Source organism: Streptomyces sp. CA-243310 (assembly GCF_050936775.1).
GTDB lineage: Bacteria > Actinomycetota > Actinomycetes > Streptomycetales > Streptomycetaceae > Streptomyces.
On record NZ_JBNJMF010000001.1, the window covers coordinates 734,887 to 755,078 of the forward strand.

At 72.6% G+C, this 20,192-nt stretch carries 21 protein-coding genes; 10 read left to right on the forward strand and 11 right to left on the reverse strand.

Going from position 1 to position 20,192, the window contains the following annotated elements:
- The first annotated feature begins 2 nt into the window (after positions 1 to 2).
- The 4 genes from ACQEVM_RS03470 to ACQEVM_RS03485 all read left to right on the forward strand — a co-directional run bounded on the left by ACQEVM_RS03470 (position 3) and on the right by ACQEVM_RS03485 (position 4,510).
- A complete protein-coding gene (locus ACQEVM_RS03470; RefSeq protein WP_433074681.1) occupies positions 3 to 1,958 on the forward strand; it encodes a biotin carboxylase N-terminal domain-containing protein in 1,956 nt (651 codons plus the stop codon).
- Positions 1,955 to 3,115: an acyl-CoA dehydrogenase family protein gene (locus ACQEVM_RS03475; RefSeq protein ID WP_433074684.1), complete on the forward strand. Its 1,161-nt coding sequence runs from the start codon at positions 1,955 to 1,957 to the stop codon at positions 3,113 to 3,115. The genes ACQEVM_RS03470 and ACQEVM_RS03475 overlap by 4 nt, the downstream gene beginning before the upstream one ends.
- A gap of 73 nt (positions 3,116 to 3,188) precedes the next feature.
- On the forward strand, positions 3,189 to 3,935 hold the full coding sequence (locus ACQEVM_RS03480; RefSeq protein WP_433074687.1) for an enoyl-CoA hydratase family protein: 747 nt from the start codon (positions 3,189 to 3,191) through the stop codon (positions 3,933 to 3,935).
- Positions 3,923 to 4,510 carry a TetR/AcrR family transcriptional regulator gene (locus ACQEVM_RS03485; protein ID WP_053681023.1) on the forward strand — a complete coding sequence of 196 codons (588 nt, stop codon included), beginning with the start codon at positions 3,923 to 3,925 and terminating at the stop codon, positions 4,508 to 4,510. The genes ACQEVM_RS03480 and ACQEVM_RS03485 overlap by 13 nt, the downstream gene beginning before the upstream one ends.
- A 113-nt stretch (positions 4,511 to 4,623) precedes the next feature.
- Here the strand turns inward: ACQEVM_RS03485 and ACQEVM_RS03490 are convergent, their stop codons facing one another.
- On the reverse strand, positions 4,624 to 5,730 hold the full coding sequence (locus ACQEVM_RS03490; RefSeq protein ID WP_053681020.1) for a citrate synthase 2: 1,107 nt from the start codon (positions 5,728 to 5,730) through the stop codon (positions 4,624 to 4,626).
- 239 nt (positions 5,731 to 5,969) lie between these two features.
- On the opposite strand from ACQEVM_RS03490, the gene pdxH reads away from it, so the two are divergent.
- The 3 genes from pdxH (at position 5,970) to ACQEVM_RS03505 (ending at position 9,058) form a co-directional block, all read left to right on the forward strand.
- Complete coding sequence (gene pdxH / locus ACQEVM_RS03495) at positions 5,970 to 6,632, forward strand: pyridoxamine 5'-phosphate oxidase (protein ID WP_433074691.1); 663 nt, start codon at positions 5,970 to 5,972, stop codon at positions 6,630 to 6,632.
- A gap of 373 nt (positions 6,633 to 7,005) precedes the next feature.
- Positions 7,006 to 7,605 carry a PH domain-containing protein gene (locus ACQEVM_RS03500; protein ID WP_433074694.1) on the forward strand — a complete coding sequence of 200 codons (600 nt, stop codon included), beginning with the start codon at positions 7,006 to 7,008 and terminating at the stop codon, positions 7,603 to 7,605.
- A gap of 118 nt (positions 7,606 to 7,723) precedes the next feature.
- Positions 7,724 to 9,058: a PAS domain-containing protein gene (locus ACQEVM_RS03505; protein WP_433074697.1), complete on the forward strand. Its 1,335-nt coding sequence runs from the start codon at positions 7,724 to 7,726 to the stop codon at positions 9,056 to 9,058.
- Positions 9,059 to 9,345: 287 nt separating this feature from the next.
- On the opposite strand, the gene ACQEVM_RS03510 is transcribed toward ACQEVM_RS03505, so the two are convergent.
- The 3 genes from ACQEVM_RS03510 to ACQEVM_RS03520 form a co-directional block, all read right to left on the reverse strand.
- A complete protein-coding gene (locus tag ACQEVM_RS03510; protein WP_433074700.1) occupies positions 9,346 to 10,311 on the reverse strand; it encodes an amidohydrolase family protein in 966 nt (321 codons plus the stop codon).
- 113 nt (positions 10,312 to 10,424) lie between these two features.
- The gene (locus tag ACQEVM_RS03515; protein WP_433074703.1) at positions 10,425 to 11,402 is read right to left on the reverse strand and encodes a magnesium transporter CorA family protein; all 978 of its coding nucleotides are present in this window, start codon (positions 11,400 to 11,402) and stop codon (positions 10,425 to 10,427) included.
- 147 nt (positions 11,403 to 11,549) lie between these two features.
- Positions 11,550 to 12,305 (reverse strand): SIS domain-containing protein, encoded by a 756-nt coding sequence (locus ACQEVM_RS03520; RefSeq protein ID WP_433074706.1) that lies wholly within the window; start codon positions 12,303 to 12,305, stop codon positions 11,550 to 11,552.
- Positions 12,306 to 12,540: 235 nt separating this feature from the next.
- Between ACQEVM_RS03520 and ACQEVM_RS03525 the strand changes: the two genes are divergently transcribed.
- Entirely contained in the window at positions 12,541 to 13,233 is a 693-nt protein-coding gene (locus ACQEVM_RS03525; protein ID WP_053681012.1) for a metal-dependent transcriptional regulator, read from the forward strand.
- A gap of 400 nt (positions 13,234 to 13,633) precedes the next feature.
- Positions 13,634 to 14,545 carry an alpha/beta fold hydrolase gene (locus ACQEVM_RS03530; RefSeq protein ID WP_433074710.1) on the forward strand — a complete coding sequence of 304 codons (912 nt, stop codon included), beginning with the start codon at positions 13,634 to 13,636 and terminating at the stop codon, positions 14,543 to 14,545.
- Here the strand turns inward: ACQEVM_RS03530 and ACQEVM_RS03535 are convergent.
- The 4 genes from ACQEVM_RS03535 to ACQEVM_RS03550 are packed head-to-tail and all read right to left on the reverse strand — an operon-like array spanning position 14,529 to position 15,953.
- A complete protein-coding gene (locus tag ACQEVM_RS03535) occupies positions 14,529 to 14,729 on the reverse strand; it encodes a DUF397 domain-containing protein (protein WP_433074713.1) in 201 nt (66 codons plus the stop codon). The two genes, ACQEVM_RS03530 and ACQEVM_RS03535, sit on opposite strands and share 17 nt — an antisense overlap.
- On the reverse strand, positions 14,726 to 14,899 hold the full coding sequence (locus ACQEVM_RS03540) for a Scr1 family TA system antitoxin-like transcriptional regulator (protein ID WP_433074716.1): 174 nt from the start codon (positions 14,897 to 14,899) through the stop codon (positions 14,726 to 14,728). The genes ACQEVM_RS03535 and ACQEVM_RS03540 overlap by 4 nt, the downstream gene beginning before the upstream one ends.
- Positions 14,896 to 15,096, reverse strand: a complete 201-nt coding sequence (locus ACQEVM_RS03545; RefSeq protein WP_433074719.1) for a DUF397 domain-containing protein — start codon at positions 15,094 to 15,096, stop codon at positions 14,896 to 14,898. Before ACQEVM_RS03545 ends, ACQEVM_RS03540 begins: the two co-directional genes overlap by 4 nt.
- 11 nt (positions 15,097 to 15,107) lie before the next feature.
- Entirely contained in the window at positions 15,108 to 15,953 is an 846-nt protein-coding gene (locus tag ACQEVM_RS03550; protein ID WP_433074722.1) for a helix-turn-helix domain-containing protein, read from the reverse strand.
- 195 nt (positions 15,954 to 16,148) lie between these two features.
- Between ACQEVM_RS03550 and ACQEVM_RS03555 the strand changes: the two genes are divergently transcribed.
- On the forward strand, positions 16,149 to 16,583 hold the full coding sequence (locus ACQEVM_RS03555; RefSeq protein WP_433074725.1) for an ATP-binding protein: 435 nt from the start codon (positions 16,149 to 16,151) through the stop codon (positions 16,581 to 16,583).
- A gap of 150 nt (positions 16,584 to 16,733) precedes the next feature.
- On the opposite strand, the gene ACQEVM_RS03560 is transcribed toward ACQEVM_RS03555, so the two are convergent.
- From ACQEVM_RS03560 to ACQEVM_RS03570, 3 genes are all read right to left on the reverse strand, one after another.
- Positions 16,734 to 18,377, reverse strand: a complete 1,644-nt coding sequence (locus ACQEVM_RS03560; protein ID WP_433074728.1) for a transporter — start codon at positions 18,375 to 18,377, stop codon at positions 16,734 to 16,736.
- Positions 18,374 to 19,207, reverse strand: coding sequence for an ABC transporter ATP-binding protein (locus ACQEVM_RS03565; RefSeq protein WP_433074731.1), 834 nt, complete (start codon positions 19,205 to 19,207; stop codon positions 18,374 to 18,376). Before ACQEVM_RS03565 ends, ACQEVM_RS03560 begins: the two co-directional genes overlap by 4 nt.
- 118 nt (positions 19,208 to 19,325) lie before the next feature.
- On the reverse strand, positions 19,326 to 20,003 hold the full coding sequence (locus ACQEVM_RS03570) for a bifunctional DNA primase/polymerase (RefSeq protein WP_433074734.1): 678 nt from the start codon (positions 20,001 to 20,003) through the stop codon (positions 19,326 to 19,328).
- Positions 20,004 to 20,192: the final 189 nt, after the last annotated feature.

The window sequence follows — 20,192 nt, forward strand, 5'->3', positions numbered from 1 at the left end:
AGATGACCGTCACCTCCCTGCTCGTCGCCAACCGGGGCGAGATCGCCGTACGGATCTTCCGTACCGCCCGCGCCCTGGGTCTGGCCACCGTCGCCGTGCACTCCGACCCCGACGCGGACGCCCTGCACGTCCGGTCCGCCGACGCGGCGGTCCGGCTGCCGGGCGCGGCCCCCGCCGACACCTACCTGCGCGGCGACCTGATCGTCCGGGCCGCCCTCGCGGCGGGCGCCGACGCCGTCCACCCCGGCTACGGATTCCTCTCCGAGAACGCCGACTTCGCCCGCGAGGTACGGGCCGCCGGGCTGACCTGGATCGGGCCGCCGCCCGAGGCCATCGAGGCCATGGCCTCCAAGATCCGGGCCAAGGACCTCATGCGGGCCGCCGGGGTGCCGCTCCTCGAACCCGTCGACCCGGCGCAGGCCGGCCCCGCCGACCTGCCCCTGCTGTTGAAGGCCGCCGCGGGCGGCGGCGGGCGCGGGATGCGCGTCGTACGGGACCTCGACCTGCTCAAGGAGGAGCTGGAGGGCGCCCGCGCCGAGGCCCGTGCGGCCTTCGGGGACGGCGAGGTGTTCGCCGAGCCCTACGTGGAGCGCGGCCGGCACGTCGAGGTGCAGGTCCTCGCGGACGCCCACGGCACCGTCTGGGCCCTCGGCACCCGTGACTGCTCCCTGCAACGCCGTCACCAGAAGGTCATCGAGGAGGCCCCGGCCCCGGGGCTCCCGGCGCCGCTGCGCGAGAGCCTGCACCAGGCCGCCGTGGCCGCCGCGCGGGCCGTGTCCTACCAGGGCGCGGGCACGGTCGAGTTCCTCGTCACCGCCGACGGCCGCCCGTACTTCCTGGAGATGAACACCCGCCTCCAGGTGGAACACCCCGTCACCGAGGCCGTCTTCGACCTCGACCTGGTGGCCCTGCAACTGCGCGTCGCCGAGGGCGCGGCCCTGCCGACGGAACCCCCGGAGGCGGTCGGTCACGCCGTCGAGGCCCGGCTGTACGCCGAGGACCCGGGCCTCGACTGGCGCCCGCAGACCGGCGTCCTGCACACGCTGGACGTCCCCGGCGCGGTCCGCGTGGACACCGGGTTCACCGACGGGGACAGCGTCGGCGTGCACTACGACCCGATGCTCGCCAAGGTGATCGCCCACGCCCCGACCCGCGCCGAGGCCGTACGCGTCCTGGCCCGGGCCCTCGCCGGCGCCCGGGTCCACGGCCTGACCACCAACCGCGACCTGCTCGTACGGTCCCTGCGCCACCCCGAGTTCACCGCGGGCCGGCTCGACACCGGCTTCTACGGACGCCACCTCGACGCCCTCACCGCCGAGAACCCCGACGACACCGCCCCGGCCCTGGCGGCCCTCGCCGCCGCCCTCGCCGACGCCGCGCCGGCGGCCGGAGCCCCGTTCGCCGCCCGCGTCGGCGCCTGGCGCAACGTCGTCTCCCAGCCGCAGACGCGCCGTTACGAGATCGCCGGCGCCCCGTACGAGGTCGGCTACCACCCGGCCCGCAGCGGCCCCCCGGTCCCCGTGGACCACCCCGGCGTCCGCGTCCTGGCCACCACCCCCGAGCGGGTCACCCTCGAAGTCGACGGGGTCCGACGGGTGTTCCACGTGAAACACAAATCGAACAAGGGGGGTGTGGGGGCCGCCGAGATCTGGGTGGACTCCCCGCTCGGCGCCCACACCCTCACCCGCCTGCCCCGGTTCTCCGATCCACAGGACCGCACCGAACCGGGCTCCCTGCTCGCCCCCATGCCCGGCACCGTCGTCCGCGTCGCCGAGGGTCTGGCCCCCGGCTCGGCGGTGACCGCCGGACAGCCCCTGCTCTGGCTGGAGGCGATGAAGATGGAACACCGCATCGTCGCGCCCGCCTCCGGCACGCTCACCGCGCTCCACGCCGCCACCGGCCAACAGGTCGAGTTCGGCGCCCTGCTCGCCGTAGTCCAGGAGGAAACGCCCGCATGAGCACCGTCGTAGAGACCGAAGAACACCAGGCCCTGCGCTCCGCCGTCGCAGCCCTCGGAAAGCGGTACGGCCGCGAGTACCTCGCCCGGGTCGCCCGCGAGGGCGGCCACCCCGACGAACTGTGGGCCGACGCCGCGAAGCTCGGCTACCTCGGCGTCAACCTCCCCGAGGAGTACGGCGGCGGAGGCGGCGGCATCGCCGAACTCTCCATCGTCCTGGAGGAACTGGGCACCGCCGGCTGTCCGCTGCTGATGATGGTCGTCTCACCCGCCATCTGCGGCACGGTGATCTCCCGCTTCGGCACCGAGGCCCAGAAGCGGACCTGGCTCCCCGGCCTCGCCGACGGCACCCGCACCATGGCCTTCGGCATCACCGAACCCGAGGCCGGCTCCAACTCCCACCGGATCACCACCACCGCTCGCCGCGACGGCGACGACTGGGTGCTGAGCGGGCGCAAGGTGTTCATCTCCGGCGTGGACATCGCCGACGCCACGCTCATCGTGGGCCGCACCGAGGACGCGCGGACCGGCAGCCTCAAGCCCTGCCTGTTCATCGTCCCGCGCGAGACCCCCGGCTTCTCCCGCTCCCTCATCGACATGGAACTCCAGGCCGCCGAGAAGCAGTGGGAGCTGGTCCTGGACGAGGTGCGGCTGCCCGCCGACGCCCTGGTCGGCGACGAGGACGCGGGGCTCCTGCAACTGTTCGCCGGACTCAACCCCGAGCGGATCATGACCGCCGCGTTCGCGATCGGCATGGGCCGGTACGCCCTCGCCAAGGCAGTGGACTACGCCAAGACCCGCCGGGTGTGGAAGGAGCCCATCGGGGCCCACCAGGCCATCGCGCACCCGCTGGCCCAGTCCCACATCGAACTGGAACTGGCCCGCCTGATGACGCAGAAGGCCGCCCGGCTCTACGACGCCGGCGACGACATGGGCGCGGGCGAGGCCGCCAACATGGCCAAGTACGCTGCCGCCGAGGCCTGCGTACGGGCGGTGGACCAGTCCGTGCACACCCTGGGCGGCAACGGCCTCACCCGGGAGTACGGCCTGGCCTCCCTGATCACCGCCTCCCGCGTCGCCCGCATAGCCCCCGTCAGCCGGGAGATGATCCTCAACTTCGTCTCCCACCAGACCCTCGGCCTGCCCAAGTCGTACTAGAACCACACCGGGCGCCGCCCCCCCCACGGGAGGGCGGCGCCACGACCGGCACGAGCCCCACCGGAGGAACGGCATGACCCCCCTCGTCGGCGCAGCCCACGACCGTGGCATCACCACGCTCACGCTCGACTCCCCGGCCAACCGCAACGCGCTCTCCGCGGACCTCGTCGCCGCCCTGCGCGCGGCCCTCGCCGAGGCGGGCGCCGACCCCGCGACCCGGGCCGTCGTCCTCACCCACACCGGCACCACCTTCTGCGCCGGCGCCGACCTGAAGTCCCCTTGCGACCCGGCGGACTTCGTGGCCCTGCTCACCGAGCTGACCGAGCTGCCCAAGCCGGTCGTCGCCCGCGTCACCGGGCACGTCCGGGCGGGCGGCCTGGGCCTGCTCGGCGCCTGTGACATCGCAGCGGCCGGACCCGGCTCCACGTACGCCTTCACCGAGACGCACCTTGGCGTGGTCCCGGCCGTCATCTCGGCGCCGCTGCTGCCGCGCCTGGATCCCCGGGCCGCGTCCCGGTACTTCCTGACCGCCGAGGCGTTCGACGCGGCCGAAGCCGCCCGGATCGGCCTGCTGAGCCTGCACGGCGCGGACGGCGAGGACGTCGACGAGCTGCTCGCCCCCGTGCTCGCGGGACTGCGCAAGGCCGGCCCGGAGGCCCTCGCCGCGACGAAGGAACTGGTCACCGCCCCGGTCCGGGCCGCCCTGGCCCGCGACGGGGCGGCGCTCACCGCACTGTCCGCCCGCCACTTCGGCTCCGCCGAGGCACGCGAGGGCATCGGAGCCCGCTTCGAGCGCCGGGACCCCTCGTGGGCACTGTGACCGGTCCCAAGCAGGCCCGCAGCCGGGTGACCCGCCGCCACCTCCTGGAGGCAGCCGTCTCCTGCCTGGCCGAGCACGGCTGGGCGGGTTCCACCGTGGCGGTCGTCGCCGAGCGCGCCGGCGTCTCGCGGGGCGCGGCGCAGCATCACTTCCCGACCCGCGAGGACCTGTTCACCGCCGCCGTCGAGTACGTGGCCGAGGAACGCTCCACCGCCGTACGGACCCTCTTCCAGGCCGGACCGGCGGCCCGGCCCGTGGTGGTCGAGGCGCTGGTCGACATGTACACCGGCACGCTCTTCCGGGCCGCGCTCCAACTGTGGGTCGCCGCCTCCAACGAGGAGCAGTTGCGTCCCCGGGTGACCGAGCTGGAGGCCCGGGTCGGCCGCGAGACCCACCGCATCGCCGTCGAGCTGCTGGGCGCGGACGAGTCGGTACCGGGCGTCCGGGAGACGGTGCAGGGGCTCCTGGACATGGCGCGCGGCCTCGGGCTGGCGAACGTGCTGACCGACGACACGGCCCGCCGGGCCCGCGTCGTCGCCCAGTGGGCCCGGATCCTGGACTCCGCGCTGACCTGACACGCCCCGCCGCCCCGCCTCGCCGCCCGAACACGGCGGCGCCCGAACACGGCGGCGCCGCCGCACCCCGTCCCGGGTGCGGCGGCGCCGTCGGAGTGTCGGTCCTCCCCGGATCAGGCCGTCTCGGCCATGTCCGCGTAGCCGGCGATCTCGCGCGGGTTGCGCACGCCGGGACCGGTGTAGCGGGCCGACGGGCGCACGAGGCGGCCGGTGCGCTTCTGCTCCAGGATGTGCGCCGACCAGCCGGCCGTGCGGGCACAGGTGAACATCGAGGTGAACATGTGCGCCGGAACCTCCGCGAAGTCCAGCATGATCGCGGCCCAGAACTCCACGTTCGTCGCGAGCACCCGGTCGGGACGGCGCGCGTGCAGCTCCTCCAGGGCGGCCTTCTCCAGCGCGGCGGCCACCTCGTAGCGCGGGGCGTCCAGCTCCTTGGCGGTGCGCCGCAGCACGCGGGCACGAGGGTCCTCGGCACGGTAGACGCGGTGCCCGAAGCCCATCAGGCGCTCGCCCTTGTCCAGGGCCTTCTTCACGTACGCCACGGCGTCGCCGGTGCGCTCGATCTCCTCGATCATGCCGAGGACGCGCGAGGGCGCGCCGCCGTGCAGCGGCCCCGACATGGCCCCGACCGCGCCCGACAGGGCCGCCGCGACGTCGGCGCCGGTGGAGGCGATGACGCGCGCGGTGAAGGTGGAGGCGTTCATGCCGTGCTCGGCGGCCGAGGTCCAGTACGCGTCGACGGCCTTGACGTGCCGCGGGTCCGGCTCGCCCCGCCAGCGGATCATGAACCGCTCGACGACGGAGCCGGCCTTGTCGATCTCCTTCTGCGGGACCATCGGCAGGCCCTGTCCGCGGGCGGACTGGGCGACGTACGACAGTGCCATCACGGCCGCGCGCGCCAGGTCGTCGCGGGCGGTGCGCTCGTCGATGTCGAGGAGCGGTTTCAGACCCCACACGGGGGCGAGCATGGCGAGCGCGGACTGCACGTCGACACGGATGTCACCGGAGTGGACCGGGATCGGGAACGGTTCGGCGGCCGGCAGGCCGGGGTTGAAGGCACCGTCGACCAGCAGGCCCCACACGTTCCCGAAGGAGACGTGGCCGACCAGGTCTTCGATGTCCACCCCCCGGTAGCGGAGCGATCCGCCCTCCTTGTCGGGCTCGGCGATCTCCGTCTCGAACGCGACGACCCCTTCGAGCCCGGGTACGAAGTCGGACATCAGGCGGCTCCTCAGATAGTGCGAACACGCGCGGCTCCCGGCGTGATTCGCGGTCCGGCGCGGTCATCCCCGTTGATGCCCGGAACGGTCGTGGGTCACCCTCGCGGGAACCCTCGGACCGGCCCCAAGATTTTGTCCGTTCCGCTTGTCGTTCGGAAGCGTGACATACGGCACACCTCCGCCGGGAGAACGCCTCCCGCCGGCCGGCGGGGGAGCCGGCGGGGGAGGACTGCGGCAGGATGGCCGGCGTGACCGATCAGGACCTTGACCCCGCCGCCATGCGCAAGCAGTACCGCTCGCAGCTCGTCGACGTGGACAGCCTCGCCGACGACCCGATGGCGCAGTTCTCCCTGTGGTTCCAGGAGGCCGCCGACGCGAACCTCTTCGAACCCAACGCGATGGTCGTCTCCACGGCGACCCCCGACGGACGGCCCAGCTCCCGCACGGTGCTGCTGAAGCAGTTCGACGAGCGGGGCTTCGTCTTCTTCACCAATTACGGCTCCCGCAAGGGCCGCGAACTCGACGCGAACCCGTACGCCTCGCTGCTGTTCCCGTGGCACCCGATCGCCCGCCAGGTGATCGTGACCGGCACGGTCGCGCGCATCGGTCGGGACGAGACGGCCGCGTACTTCCGTTCCCGCCCGCACGGCTCCCAGCTGGGCGCCTGGGCGAGCGAGCAGTCCCGCGTCATCGGCTCCCGCGCCGAGCTGGACCGGCGGTACGCGGAGCTGGCGGAGCGGTATCCGGAGGGGGAGCAGGTGCCGGTGCCGCCGGAGTGGGGCGGCCTGCGGGTGGTCCCGGACGCGGTGGAGTTCTGGCAGGGCCACGAGAACCGGCTGCACGACCGGCTGCGCTACGTCCGCGAGGGCGGGAAGTGGCGGGTCGAGCGACTCTGCCCGTGAGCCGCCGGGCGACCGGAGGGCCGCGGGGCGAGAACGCAGACGACCCGCGGGCTCTGGTTCCTCTCCTGCAGTGAGAGGAGCCGGCCGGACGTACCGGCGAGCCCGCGGGTCGGGTGACTGCTTGGGATTGGCGCCTGGCGTTCCCGCCGGGCACCGCACTGGGTGCGTGCGACGACGGGCGCTTTAGCCCGCAGCCACCTCACGCGTCCGGTTTCCGTACATTTCGGGAACCACCTCCCTTCTCGTGTACCGCAGAGCCTACGACCCCTCCCCGGGTCCCTCAACTTATTAATTCGGGCCCCACAACTCCCCTTACCGGGCACGGAGTTGCTCCCTACACTGGCGTCCCGCGCGGGGAAACGGGGAGGGCGTCATGAGCACACGGCTGCCGCGGGAGTACCGGGTCCGCTCGGAGCAGATGGCCGGCGTGTACGTGGCCGTCGGCATCGGCACGCCGGGCGTGCTGCTGACCGTGCTGAACATGGACAACACCCCGGGGTGGGTGAAATCCCTGGTCGCGGCCCTGGTGCCGGCCTTCTTCGGCTGGCTGGTCATGGCCGCGAAACGCTGTTCCACCTCCGCCGACCTCAAGGGGATCCGGGTCCGCCGCTTCACCGGGACCCGCAGGCTGGCCTGGGAGGAGGTCCAGGACATCCGAGCCGCCCCGAACCCGAGCGCCCACACCGCGAAGAACCAGCCGACCGTCGTCTCCTACGCCTACGACGACGTGGGTCGCCGCGTCCGGCTGATGTACGTCGACGACAACCACGTCGACGTCGCCCGCGAGGTCGGCGCCCTGCGCGCCGCCTGGGAGGAGCTGCGCGGTCCGGACTGGGCGCAGGATCCGGAGGCGGTGCGCCGCATCGCGCGGCACGACGTCCGTGACCGGCGCCTGCGGATGACCTACCTCTGGATCGTCATGATCATCGTGTTGGTCTTCGTGGTCGCGATGGTGTCGTTGTTCGCCGGCTGAGCGACCCGCCCCCTCGGGGACATACCGGGATGATTCCGGGAAGCGGGTGTGGGCTGTGTCACGTTCCAGTTGAATGATCCGACGTGCCGCACACGCGAACACCTGCAGGGGGTGCCAGGTGAGTGCTTCCGGACGTAACGAGACCACCGACGATCTGCTCGCAGCGCTGCTGGACGGGATGGACGCCGCGCTCTGCGCGTTCGACTCCGACGGCGTGATCACCCACTGGAACCGGGAGGCCGAGCGGATCCTCGGCTGGTCCGCCGCCGAGGCGGTGGGCCGGCGCGGGTTCGCGGGCTGGGCGGTGCGCGCCGCCGACGCGCACGACGTGGAGGACCGGATCATGTCCGCCCAGGATGTACCGGGGCGGCAGGTGAACGAGTTCGCGCTGCTGACCAAGGACGGCGGTCGGGTCCTCGTCCGCACCCAGTCCGCCGGCGTCCCGGGCGCGGACGGCAAACCCGCCGGCGTCTACTGCGCGTTCAGCGAGGTCCACGCGCAGATCGACCTGGAGCGTTCCATCGCCCTCAGCGAGGCCCTGATGGAGGACGCCTCCTGGGGCGTCGTCCTGGTGGACGTGGACCTGCGCCCGGCCGTCGTGAACACCCACGCCGCCCGCGCGTTCGGATCCGGTCGCACCGCGCTCCTCGGCCGGCCGCTCGGCGAACTGCTGACCCAGGGCGTCGAGGAACTGGAGGGCGCCCTCCAGCACGTGCTGGCGGAGGGCGCGCCGCCGTCGCCCGTCGAGCTGTGGGTGTCCGTCCGCACCCCCGAGGGGGTGCGCCGGCGCTGCTGGCGCTGCGGGTTCCTGCGGCTGGCCTCGCCCCTCGCGGAGGAGCCCGTGCCCCTCGGGGTGGGCTGGCTGTTCCAGGACGTCACCGAGGCCCGCCGGGCGGCACTGGACACCGGACAGTCGCGGTTCCGGGCCAACCAGCTGTACCGGGCCGGCCGGGCCGCCGCCGAATGCGAGGACCCCGCCGAGGCGGCGGCCATACGCCTGGACTTCGCCCTCGCCGGCTTCGCGGAACACGCCCTGGTCGACGTGCTCGAAGAGACGGGCGCGGACCCCGGGCGCCGCCGCAGACTCGTCCGGGCGGCGGCGTCGGCGTCCGGCCAGACCCTGCTGCTGCCGGGGCCCGGCGCGATTCCCCTGCGGTACGAACCCATGCACCCGGCGCTCCAGGCCCTGGACCGGATCGGCCCGGTACGCACCAGCGCCCCCGGCGGCGAACCGATCGACGGCTGGGCCAGGACGCGCCACTGGCCCGAGGACGCGGCGCACGCGCTGTGCACCGTACTGCGCAGCCGGGGCCGCACCCTGGGCGCGCTGACCTTCCTGCGCGGGGCCTCGCGGGCCGCCTTCGAGCGGGCCGACGCCCTGTACGCGGAGGAGGTCGCCGCCCGGGTGGCCGCCGACCTCGACCTCGCGGACCGGGCCCGCGACCGACACTGAGGGCTCCCGGCGCCGCGCTTCCTCCCACGGCGACGCGGTCGACATCAACCCCGTCGAGAATCCGTACGTCGACCGCGACGGCGACGTCCACCCGCCCGCGGCCCGCGCGCACCGTGGACCGCGATCACCCCACCCCGGGCATGATCCGCGCGGGCGACGTGGTCACCCGCGCGTTCCGGGAGGTCGGCTGGTACTGGGGCGGCCGCTGGAGCAACCCGGACCACCGGCACGTCTCCGAGACCGGCGGCCAGGCCGACAGGGCCAGGGCCCGGGTCCGGGTCCTGTCGTCAAAGTGGCGCCCCGGAGAGGCCCAGCAGGTCCGCCGCGTTCGTGTCGAGGATCGCCGTGGCCTCCTCCCGGGTGAGCCCCGACTCCGAGACGTAGTCCACGGCCCGTACGAAGACCTCCCCGTCCTCGTAGGGGAAATCCGTGCCGAGCACGAGCCGGTCGGCGCCGAAGGTGGCGGCCGCGGCGGCCAGCGCCGGTCCGTGCACGTGGCTGACCGTGTCGTACCAGAGGCGGCCGACGGCCACCGAGGGCAGTTCGGGGGTGTGGGGGGACTCGAAGCCCAGGTGGTCGTCGAGCCGACGGGGCAGCAGGGGCAGGGCGCCGCCCAGGTGCGAGGCCAGGATCCGCATCCGCGGATGGCGCGCGGGAATGCCCGCGAGGATCAGGTGCATGATCGCCACCGTGTCCTCGACGGGCGCTCCGACCATCCAGGTCATGGCGTGTTCGGTGATCAGCGGGCTGGCGGCTCCCTCACCGGCCGGGTGGATGCACAGGACGGCGCCGCGCCGGTCGAGCTCCTCGTAGACGGGGCGGAAGAGCGGATCGGCCAGGGTGCGGCCGAGTACGGTCGTGGTCACGCCGACGCCGACCGCACCGAGATCGTCGAAGGCACGGGCGATCTCGCGCAGTGTGGCGTCGACGTGGGGGAGGGGCAGCGCGGCGAAGGCCCGGAAGCGTCCCGGGAAGCGGGCCACCAGCTCGGCGTACGAGTCGTTCGCCGCACGGGCCAGTGCCACGGCCTCGTGTTCGGCGCTCAGGTGCGGGGACTGCGGCGCCACGGAGAGCACCTGGAGGTCGATGCCGGCCCGGTCCATCAACGCGAACCGGTGGTCCAGATCGGCCTCGGTCGCGTCGGCGCCGATCCCGCGCTGGGTGCCCGTGTCGGTCTTCCCCAGCGATTCGAGGCGATCGAGGTAGTCCGCGGTCCACAGGTGCGCGTGCACGTCGATACGCAGAGAGTTCACCCTTCGATGGAACGCCCTTCGCGAGGCGCGGGCCAATCGACGGCTCTTCGCGACGCCGTGACCGGACCGGTCCGCAGGAGACCCGCCCGCCCCGCGCGTCCCGTTCCGTCGGGCTACTCGTCGTCGACGGGGTCGTCGTCGCGGAGCCTGCGCCAGATGCGGGTGCGGTGCAGTGCGTACAGCGCGATGAGCAGGAAGGCCACCTGGAGCCCCACGGCGAGCAGCCAGAAGACGGCCCCGCCCTCGATCTCGTCCGTCAGGTAGGCGAAGTTCATACCGAAGAACCCCGTCAGGAAGGTCAACGGCAGGAAGATCGTCGACACGATCGCCAGCCGGTTGATCACGCCGTTCTGGTCGCCCGACACCAGCGAGGAGTAACTGCCGAAGGCCCGTCGGGCGGCCTCCTGGAGGGACTCGATGTCGGTGAGCACCAGCCGCGCGGTGCGCTGGTACTCGCGGACGAGCCGCTGGCGCGTCTCCGGGAAGGCGTCGTTCAGCATCCGGCGCGTGACGGTCTCCTCCGCCACCCGGTGGTAGGGGAGGAGCGTGTGGTGCAGGAGGGCCGCGGTGCGGCGCAGCCGGGCCAGCCGGTAGAGCTGCTCCGGTTCCCGCCGGCGGAACATCTCGTTCTCCAGGTCCTCCACCTCCAGCAGGGCCTGGACCGCGGACCGGCGGTAGCTCTCCAGGGCGGCGTCCAACAGCAGGAACAGCAAGGCCACGGAGTCGGTCGGCTTCTCGTGCGGGAAGCGGGCCGCGAGGTCGCGCACCAGGGCGGTCGGCCCCCGGTGCGCCGTGAGGAGGTACCGCTCGGTCACCACGGCGTGGAGGTGGACGATGCGGCCCGCCTCGACCGAGGGCACGACGAACGCGGCGCTGTCCCCGAGGAACTCGGCCCGGGCGAATTCGCCCTCCCTGCCGAGCCAGGCCAGGTCCTCCTCCTCCAGACCGAGCAGGCGGGCCAGCGGCTGTTCGTCGGGCGGGGTCTCCTCGGGCAGCTCCACGTCCACGAGCAGGAAACGGGAGCCCGCGAGCCGCTCGCGCGCCTCCGACACGGGCGCGGGGGTCATGACGCCCTCCGGCATGGAGACCATCGATACGATCATCGTCCCTCGCCGTGGGTGGGCCGGTGCGGTCCTTCCCAGGCTCCACCCGCCGTGACCCCGCGCAACCGCGGTGACGCATTCGCCCGGCACCGCCTCCTCGAACAGGTGACGTCGTGACCGGGGTGCGCCGCGCCCTCAGTGCCGGAAGAAGATCCGGTCGCCGTACTCCTTCATGACGCGGCCGTTCCACTCGTGCCCGCCGTCCACGTTGCCCGAGCGCAGCAGCGGGGGCTCGACCCCGCGCGCGGCCAGCTCGCCGGCGGCGGCGGCCATCACGGCCTGCATGATCGCGCTGGTCACGACGGTGGAGGCGGGGGCGAAGGGCGCGTCGATGCCGTCGATGCTCAGTTCGGCGTCGCCGACCGCGATCTTGCTGTCCAGGACGACGTCGCAGTGGTCCTTGAGGAAGGTACCCGAGACGTGCCGCGACTTGGTCTCCGTCGCGTACGCCACCGAGGTCACCCCGATGACCTTCAGCCCGATGGCGCGGGCGTTCATGGCCATCTCCACCGGCAGGGCGTTGCGCCCGGAGAGGGAGATGATCACGAGTACGTCGCCGTCGGAGGCCGGGCTGCTGTCGAGGACCGCGCCGGCGAGGCCGTCCACGCGTTCCAGGGCGCTGCCGAGCGTGGCGGGCATGACGTCGATGCCGGCGGTGCCGGGGACGGCGAGGAAGTTCATCAGGGCGAGCCCGCCGGCCCGGTAGACCACGTCCTGGGCGGGCAGCGAGGAGTGCCCGGCCCCGAAGGCGAAGAGCCGCTTCCCGGAGGCGACGGCGTCGGCGATGATCACGCCCGCCTCGGCGATCCGTGCCGCCTCCTCGTCACGCACCCGCTCCAGCAGGCCGATGGCCGCGTCGAAGAACTGCCCGGCCAACTTGCTCTCGCTCATACGCCGAAGGCCCTTCCAGGGGTGAGGTGCGTCCGTGTTCGCCGCTCACCGTGCGGTCTGGACCAAGGGCGTGTCAATACGAACGTCAAGGGAGGGACGAAAGGGCTCCCGAGTGGGGTACGGGACCGCGCCCCGAGATGTCCCGTACGGGCCTTGACGCTCGGGACGGGACGGTTGTCGGCGCGATGCGTCAGAATTGGGGGCAGGGCCAGCGCACGCAATCCGAGGGGCACGAATGTCCGGACTGATCGATACCACGGAGATGTATCTCCGCACCATCCTCGAACTGGAAGAGGAAGGTGTTGTCCCCATGCGCGCCCGTATCGCCGAGCGGCTCGATCAGAGCGGCCCGACGGTGAGCCAGACGGTCGCGAGGATGGAGCGCGACGGCCTGGTGGCGGTCGCCAGCGACCGGCACCTGGAGCTGACCGAGGAGGGGCGCAGGCTGGCGACGCGCGTGATGCGCAAGCACCGGCTCGCGGAGTGCCTCCTCGTCGACGTCATCGGCCTGGAGTGGGAGCAGGTGCACGCCGAGGCCTGTCGCTGGGAGCACGTGATGAGCGAGGCGGTGGAGCGGCGGGTGCTGGAGCTGCTGCGTCACCCGACCGAGTCGCCGTACGGCAACCCGATCCCGGGGTTGGAGGAGCTGGGCGAGAAGGCCGAGGCCGATCCGTTCCTGGAGGACGGCATGGTCAGCCTCGCCGAGCTGGACCCGGGTGCCGAGGGCAAGACCGTGGTCGTGCGCCGGATCGGCGAGCCGATCCAGACGGACGCCCAGCTCATGTACACGTTGCGGCGCGCGGGCGTGCAGCCCGGCTCCGTGGTCAGCGTGACGGAGTCCCCGGGCGGGGTGCTGGTCGGCAGCGGTGGAGAGGCGGCGGAGCTCGACTCGGAGGTCGCCTCGCACGTCTTCGTGGCGAAGCGCTGACCTTTGGCCGCCGACCTTCGGCGCGGACCCTTGGCGGGTCCTCCGAACGGGCGTAGTACTGGTCGGTACGAGGTAGGACAGAGCCAAGGGCGTGACCGTGGCCGCGCTCTGGCCGCCTCGGACGCGACGAGACTGTGACGACCTTGGACGTGGGCGGTCCCGGCGCCTTGCGGCGCCGGGACCGATCCTCCCCTTGCTGACCTGGAGCCCCGAGCTCTCAAGGTCATCCCCTTCGGACCGTCTTCCCCGAGCGGCCCGCCTCCCTGTTGAAAGGATCTCCATCGGCAGTGGCGGCCAATCCTTGAGCAAGGTCACTCGAAAGAGCGGTGTTGTCGGCGAGAGACCCGTTCTCGAATACGGGTTCGATACTCTGGCCGGGAGCGAAGGGGGTGCATCTGCGGTGGTACAGCGCATCGATGTGACTGGGGCCGACGGCGTACGCCTGGCCGCCTGGGAGTTCCGCGAGCCGGACCGCGAGCCGGACCGCGAGCCGGGTGCCACCCCCCGGGAGCCCGCCGAGCGGGAGCGGCCCGGGGTCCTGTTACTCCACGGTCTGATGGGTCGTGCCCTGCACTGGGCCGGCACCGCCCGCTGGCTCGCGGAACACCACCGCGTGATCGCCCTCGACCAGCGCGGCCACGGCCAGAGCGCCGGCCCCGCGGCAGATCCCGGCAACCCGACCCCCTTCGGACGCGAGGCCTTCGTGGCCGACGCCGAGGCCGTCGTCGAGCGTCTCGGCCTCGCCCCCGTGACCCTGATCGGCCACTCCATGGGTGCCCTGACCGCCTGGCAGCTCGCCGCCCGCCGCCCCGACCTGGTGGAGGCACTGGTCATCTGCGACATGCGGGCCTCGGCCCTGGGGGAGGCCTCGCAACAGGAGTGGGAGGACTGGTTCCGCCGTTGGCCCCTCCCCTTTCCCACGCAGGACGCCGCCCGCCGCTGGTTCGGCGAGGACGACCCCCGGGTGGAACGCCCCGATCCGGGGCGCGGCGCGTTCTTCGCCGAGGTCATGCACCAGGCCCCCGACGGTTGGCGCCCGGTGTTCTCCCGCCGCCAGATGCTGACGGCCCGCGAGACGTGGGTCCACGACGCGCACTGGGAGGAGCTGGCCCAGGTCCGCTGCCCGACCCTGGTCGTCCGGGGTCTGGACGGCGAACTGGGCCGCGCCGAGGCCCAGGAGATGGTCCGGGTCCTCCCGGCGGGCCAGTACGCGGAGATCCCTGACGCCGGCCACTACCTCCACTACGACCAGCCGGACGCCTGGCGGGGAGTCCTGGAACCGTTCCTGGCAGGGGTCAAGACCTCGTCCTGACCTCCGCGACCAGCGCCGTCCACGCGGCGGCGCTGGTCCGCAGGACGCGGTGGCCGGGTGTGCCCGGTTCGCCGGGGTCGCCGCGTTCCGCGACGAGGATCCGGCCGTCGGGGGCGACGGCGACGTACACGCAGGAGTTGCCCTCCGCGCAGTAAGAGGACCGGTGCCAGTCGTAGTCGGTCATGGGGCTTCCTTTCGCAGGTGTCGGGCGATGTCGGCGATCAGGTCTCGTGTGCGGTCCGGGGGCAGGGACACCGCTTCGATGCGTTCGAAGAGGAGTCGGTACTTGGCGAGTTGGGACTCGGCGTCCAGGAACACCACGCCGTGCGACTGATCCGGCCCGGCAGGGGTCAAGACCTCGTCCTGACCTCCGCGACCAGCGCCGTCCACGCGGCGGCGCTGGTCCGCAGGACGCGGTGGCCGGGTGTGCCCGGTTCGCCGGGGTCGCCGCGTTCCGCGACGAGGATCCGGCCGTCGGGGGCGACGGCGACGTACACGCAGGCGTTGCCCTCCGCGCAGTGGGAGGACCGGTACCAGGTGTGCTCGGGCATGGCTGTTCCCTTCACAGGTCCCGGGCGACTGCCACGATCAGGTCGCGTGTGCGTTCCGGGGACATCGAGACTGCTTCGAGCCGATCGAGCAAGGTGCGGTACTTGGCCAACTGCGCCTCCGCGTCCAGGAAGACGACGCCGTGCGACTGATCGAGCTGGACCGAGTCGAGCGCCGGCACCGGCCCGCGAGCGTAGAAGATCGACTGCCCGGAACCGGGGAAGGCCCCCGCCGCGGACGGGATGGCCCGGATGCTCACGCCGTCCCGCTCGCTCATGGCCAGCAGGTGCTTCAACTGGGCTCCGGCGACGGTCGGTCCTCCGACGGCGATGCGCAGCGCCGCCTCGTGAATGACCGCCCGGTACGGGGTGGGGTGGTCCTGGAAGAGGATCGCCTGGCGCTTCACCCGGAACGAGACGCGATGTTCGATGTCGGGCGGCGACAGGCTCGGGACGGCTTGTCGGAAGATCTCGCGGGCGTGCTCGGCGGTCTGCAGCAGCCCCGGGATGTGCACGATGAACGCGTCGCGCAGCCCGTGCGCGTGGTGCTCCAACTCGGCCAGGTCCAGCCAGGACGCGGGCAACAGGTCGCGGTAGCCCTCCCACCAACCGCCGCCCCTGCGTTCACCGGTCATGCCGATCAACGCCTCGATGTACGGCAGGTCCTTGCACCCGTAGAGCCCGGCGAGCGCGTGCACCCGCTCGGGGCTTGCGCCGATGCGGCCGGCCTCCAGGTTGCTGATCTGGGTCTGGCGGATGCCCAGTCGCCCGGCGGCTTCGGTCGCGTTGAGCCCGGCTCTCTCGCGCAGTTTGCGCAGCTCGCTGCCGAACCGGATCTGGCGGGCCGTCACGGCGCTCAACGCGTCTCCTCGCGGGTCGCGTCACCCACATGAGTGGCAATGAAATGCATTACCTGGAATCCGTGAAACACATGACGTCGGGCCGCTACTTTAGGCCTCAGGCCACCACCCGGAAGTACCCCGCTCGACGGAGCGACCTGGTCACCGGGCACCGCACGTACACGGTCCAACTCTCCTCCTTGATCGGAGACTTCCATGGACACCACCGTAGCTCCGTCCTGGGCCTACACCCTCCGTCTTCCCCACGATCCGCGGGCCGCCGGCATCGCCCGCAGTACCCTGCGCGCCGTGCTGCGGGGCCACGGGATGTCCCGGGTGGCCGACACCGCCGAGCTGCTGACCAGTGAGCTGGTCTCCAACGCCTACCGGCACTCGCGCGGCCCCTGCGCGCTCCGGCTCCGCGCGATGGCTCCCGAACGGGTCCGGGTCGGCGTCTGGGACACCAACCCGGCCATCCCGGCGCCCTTCACGGACGCGCCCGTCCCGCCCGGCCCCGACGCGGAGGCCGCGCAGGACACCGAGGACGGGCGCGGGCTGATCCTCGTACGGCTCTGCGCGGAGCGCTACGGCGCGTACCGCCTCGACGGCGCGCACCGCGGCAAGCTGCTCTGGGTCGAGTGCGGGCCATAGGCCCCGTCGTGGAAGCAGGCCCCGTCGTGGAAGCGGGCCCCGTCGTGGAAGCGGGCCCCGTCGAAGTGGCGCCGACAAGGCCCACGCATCCCGCACGGCCGAAGGCCCCGTCCGGCGGACCGGCGGGGCCTTCGAGCGTCGAGCGGGGCGTCAGCCCTTGCTGACCGCCACCAGGATCTCCGGGAGCTTGCGGGACACCGCGGGGGCGGCGATGCGTACGCCCGCCCACGTGGTCAGGGTGCCCCAGGCGATGCCGAGCGGCAGCAGGATCCAGGTCAGGGACTCCCGGTCCGTCGCCCCGAGGTAGATCGTGAGGGCGATCATCGGCGCACAGATCACGGCCGAGACCAGCACACCGCCGAAGATCCCCATCCAGGCCAGGCCGGCCTGGCCCGGGACGACGTTCTTGAACGCGCCGTCCGTCGGGATGGAGTACGCGAAGTGCGCCGAGGCCAGCGAGCCCGTGCACATCATCGAACCCACCAGGGCCAGGCACATGCCCAGACCGGCCGGGAAGGCGGCCCAGTCGCCGAGCAGCCCGGCGGTGACGGCCGTGACCAGCACCGTGTACGGGACGGTGATCAGCGCCAGCGCGTAGGCACGGGCACGGAGTTCGACGAACGCGTCACGCGGCGACGAGATGGTCTGGGCGACCATCCAGAACGCCGAGGTGTCCTGACCGAACTGGTTGTACATCTGAACGCCGAGCATGCCCGCGCCGAAGCAGGAGAGGTACACGGAGCCGGTGCCCTGGAGGGCGTTGAAGACCGGCACGATCAGGCCGATGGCCAGCGCCGACGCCCAGGACGCCTTGGTCTTCGGGTCGCGGATCGCGTAGCGCAGGCTGCGCTGCATGACCGCGCCCGTGCGGCCCTTCGGCAGGAAGGCCCAGATTCCGCCGTCACCTCGGTCACCGCGGTCCTTGCGCGGCTCGGCCGCCGCGATCGTGGAGCCGTCCGGGGTCACCATCAACCTGGTCAGGCTGCGTTCCCAGAACCAGATCAGGGCGGCCAGGGCCACCAGCGTGAGGACCAGTTGGGCGGCGGCGACCGCGTAGTCGCCGTCGCTCACCGAGTCGACCATCCCGACGGCCGTCGCCGGCGGCAGCCAGCGCACCACGGCCTCGGCCGGCTCCAACTGCGTCAGGCCGCCGGCCTGGAACAGCCGCTGGCTCGCGAAGTTCACCACCTGCGCGCCGATCGCGATCAGCAGGCCGCTGAGCACGGCCAGGTCGCGTCCCTTGCGGCTGGACAGGAGCCGCACGTTGGCCGTCGCCACCGCGCGGGCCAGCGCGACACAGCCGACGAGCAGCAGCGGGACGGCCACGACGGCGGCCACCACTCCCGCGGCGCCCCGCGCGACCGCGACCACCGAGCCGACGGCCAGGCAGAGCGTGAACAGGGGGCCGATGCCCACCAGCGAGGAGGCCAGCAGGGCCCGTACGAGCGGACGCGGGCGCAGCGGCAGCATGACCAGCCGGCTCGGGTCGAGGGTCTCGTCGCCGGTGGGGAAGAACAGCGGCATGAAGGCCCAGCCGAGCGCCAGGATCGCCGCGAGCAGCACCACGACGGTGCCGGCGTGCGGGTGCCCGTGCAGCAGGGACAGGCCCAGCGTCATGAAGAAGGCGACGACCAGCGAGAAGACGAGGCTGGAGATCCAGACGGCCTTGCGCTTCGAGGAGCCCTTGAGGCCGTTCTTCAGCAGGGACAGCTTGAGCCGCACGAACAGCGGGGTCAGGGAGACGGCGGGGGTCGCCGCGGTGGTGGGGGCGGCGACGGAGGCGGTGGCGGTCATCGGGCGCCGCCCAGCCAGTCCAGGGAGTCGCCGGAGGCGCGGTCCTGGGCCCCGACGAGCCCGAGGAAGGCGCTCTGGAGGGACGGCGCGTCGCCTCGTACGTCGGCCAGCGGGCCCGCGGCGCGGATCCGGCCCGCGACCATGACGGCCACCCAGTCGCACAGAGACTCGACCAGCTCCATCACGTGGGAGGAGAAGACCACGGTGGCGCCGGACGCGGTGTAGCGCTCCAGCACGCCGCGGATGGTCTGCGCCGACACCGGGTCCACACCCTCGAACGGCTCGTCCAGGAAGAGCACTTCGGGGTTGTGGAGCAGCGCGGCCGCGAGGCCGATCTTCTTGCGCATGCCCGTCGAGTAGTCCACGACCAGCTTGTGCTGGGAGCCGGCGAGGTCCAGCACGTCCAGCAGCTGTGTCGCCCGCTTGTCGGTCTCCTCGCCCGGCAGGCCGCGCAACCGGCCCATGTAGCCGAGGAGTTCACGCCCGGAGAGGCGCTCGAACAGTCGCAGCCCCTCGGGCAGGACGCCGATCCGCGACTTCACCTCGACGGGATCGGCCCAGACGTCGTGCCCCGCGACGAGGACACGGCCCGCGTCGGGTCGCAGCAGACCCGTGATCATCGACAGGGTGGTGGTCTTGCCCGCGCCGTTGGGGCCGACGAGTCCGATGAACCGGCCCGCCGGGATCTCCAGGTCGATGCCGGAGACGGCCACCTGCTCGCCGAACCGCTTCCACAGTCCCTCGATGCGTACGGCGGCGGACGGCGCGGATCGCACGCCACCCGTCCCGCCGTCCGTCCTGCTCGTCGTGGCGTCAGCCTGGTCGGGCATGCGCGTGCCTCTCGTTCAGTTCCCCGTGGTCGTACGTTCCTCACCATAGGAGGAGGGGGAGAGGCACAGGCGGTTACTTATGTCATGAACTTCTCGGAGGATTGGTCCTACCGGACGCTCAGGCGGTGCGCAGGTCCCGGGCGTGGCTGCCGCACGCGTACGCGAGGGCGTCGATCAGTTCCTCGGTGTCCGGCAGCCACCGGTTGGCGGGCGTGGGCTTGCGGGCCCACTGCACCGAGCCCCGGCCGCCGAAGCGGGTGGGCGGCGCGGCCACGTACTCGCCCTCGCCCCGGGCGGCCAGGTCGATCGCGGTGGGCGACCAGCCCGACTTCCTTACGAGGTCCGGCACCTTCACGCCGGCGCCCGGCAGGACGAAGAAGAGCATCCGGTGGTCGGGGGTGAGGGCGACCGGCCCGAGGGTGCGCTGCATGCGTTCCAGTCGGGCCAGGGCCAGGAAGCCGGCGGAGTCCGGGACGTCGAGCGCGTCGAACGTGCGCCCCGTCGGCATCAGGATCGAGGCCCCGGGCTGCTTCGCCCAGATCCGTCGGACCTGCACCGCGCTCCCGGTGGCCTGTGCGGCCCAGTCCTTCACCGTCGGGTGGGCGCCGGGCGCCGCGCAGTCCGGGGTTCCGCAGGAGCAGATCTCCCGGCCGTCGGCCGCCTCCAACCAGGTGCCGGCGAAGACATCCCAGTGCCGTTCTTCCGTGTACCGCACGGCATGGTCCAACAGCTGCTCGCCGCGCTGCTTGGGGATGGGTGCGGTCTCCGTGACTGTGATGGTCTCTTCCACGCCCATCACAACTCCCGCGATCACCGGGGGTTACGGGCGTAAACCGGCCCGTGGACGGAGCATCGATCCTGCAAACGGGGCGCACCGATGCACGGGCGGGGGCGCGTGGGAGGTCGGGGCGCGGTCCGCGGGTAGCCACGCAACGCAGAGGGGAAGATTCTCCGCACATCAGGCGGGAAGTGATCATTCCTATCG

Coding starts and splice junctions, on each gene's coding strand:
- ACQEVM_RS03520 (WP_433074706.1), bottom strand. CDS start 12,305: ATGAGCGAGAGCAAGTTGGCCGGGCAGTTCTTCGACGCGGCCATCGGC.
- ACQEVM_RS03555 (WP_433074725.1), top strand. CDS start 16,149: ATGGACACCACCGTAGCTCCGTCCTGGGCCTACACCCTCCGTCTTCCC.
- ACQEVM_RS03475 (WP_433074684.1), top strand. CDS start 1,955: ATGAGCACCGTCGTAGAGACCGAAGAACACCAGGCCCTGCGCTCCGCC.
- ACQEVM_RS03470 (WP_433074681.1), top strand. CDS start 3: ATGACCGTCACCTCCCTGCTCGTCGCCAACCGGGGCGAGATCGCCGTA.
- ACQEVM_RS03525 (WP_053681012.1), top strand. CDS start 12,541: ATGTCCGGACTGATCGATACCACGGAGATGTATCTCCGCACCATCCTC.
- ACQEVM_RS03490 (WP_053681020.1), bottom strand. CDS start 5,730: ATGTCCGACTTCGTACCCGGGCTCGAAGGGGTCGTCGCGTTCGAGACG.
- ACQEVM_RS03570 (WP_433074734.1), bottom strand. CDS start 20,003: ATGGGCGTGGAAGAGACCATCACAGTCACGGAGACCGCACCCATCCCC.
- pdxH (WP_433074691.1), top strand. CDS start 5,970: ATGGCCGGCGTGACCGATCAGGACCTTGACCCCGCCGCCATGCGCAAG.
- ACQEVM_RS03535 (WP_433074713.1), bottom strand. CDS start 14,729: ATGACCGACTACGACTGGCACCGGTCCTCTTACTGCGCGGAGGGCAAC.
- ACQEVM_RS03480 (WP_433074687.1), top strand. CDS start 3,189: ATGACCCCCCTCGTCGGCGCAGCCCACGACCGTGGCATCACCACGCTC.
- ACQEVM_RS03565 (WP_433074731.1), bottom strand. CDS start 19,207: ATGCCCGACCAGGCTGACGCCACGACGAGCAGGACGGACGGCGGGACG.
- ACQEVM_RS03515 (WP_433074703.1), bottom strand. CDS start 11,402: ATGGTCTCCATGCCGGAGGGCGTCATGACCCCCGCGCCCGTGTCGGAG.
- ACQEVM_RS03500 (WP_433074694.1), top strand. CDS start 7,006: ATGAGCACACGGCTGCCGCGGGAGTACCGGGTCCGCTCGGAGCAGATG.
- ACQEVM_RS03560 (WP_433074728.1), bottom strand. CDS start 18,377: ATGACCGCCACCGCCTCCGTCGCCGCCCCCACCACCGCGGCGACCCCC.
- ACQEVM_RS03545 (WP_433074719.1), bottom strand. CDS start 15,096: ATGCCCGAGCACACCTGGTACCGGTCCTCCCACTGCGCGGAGGGCAAC.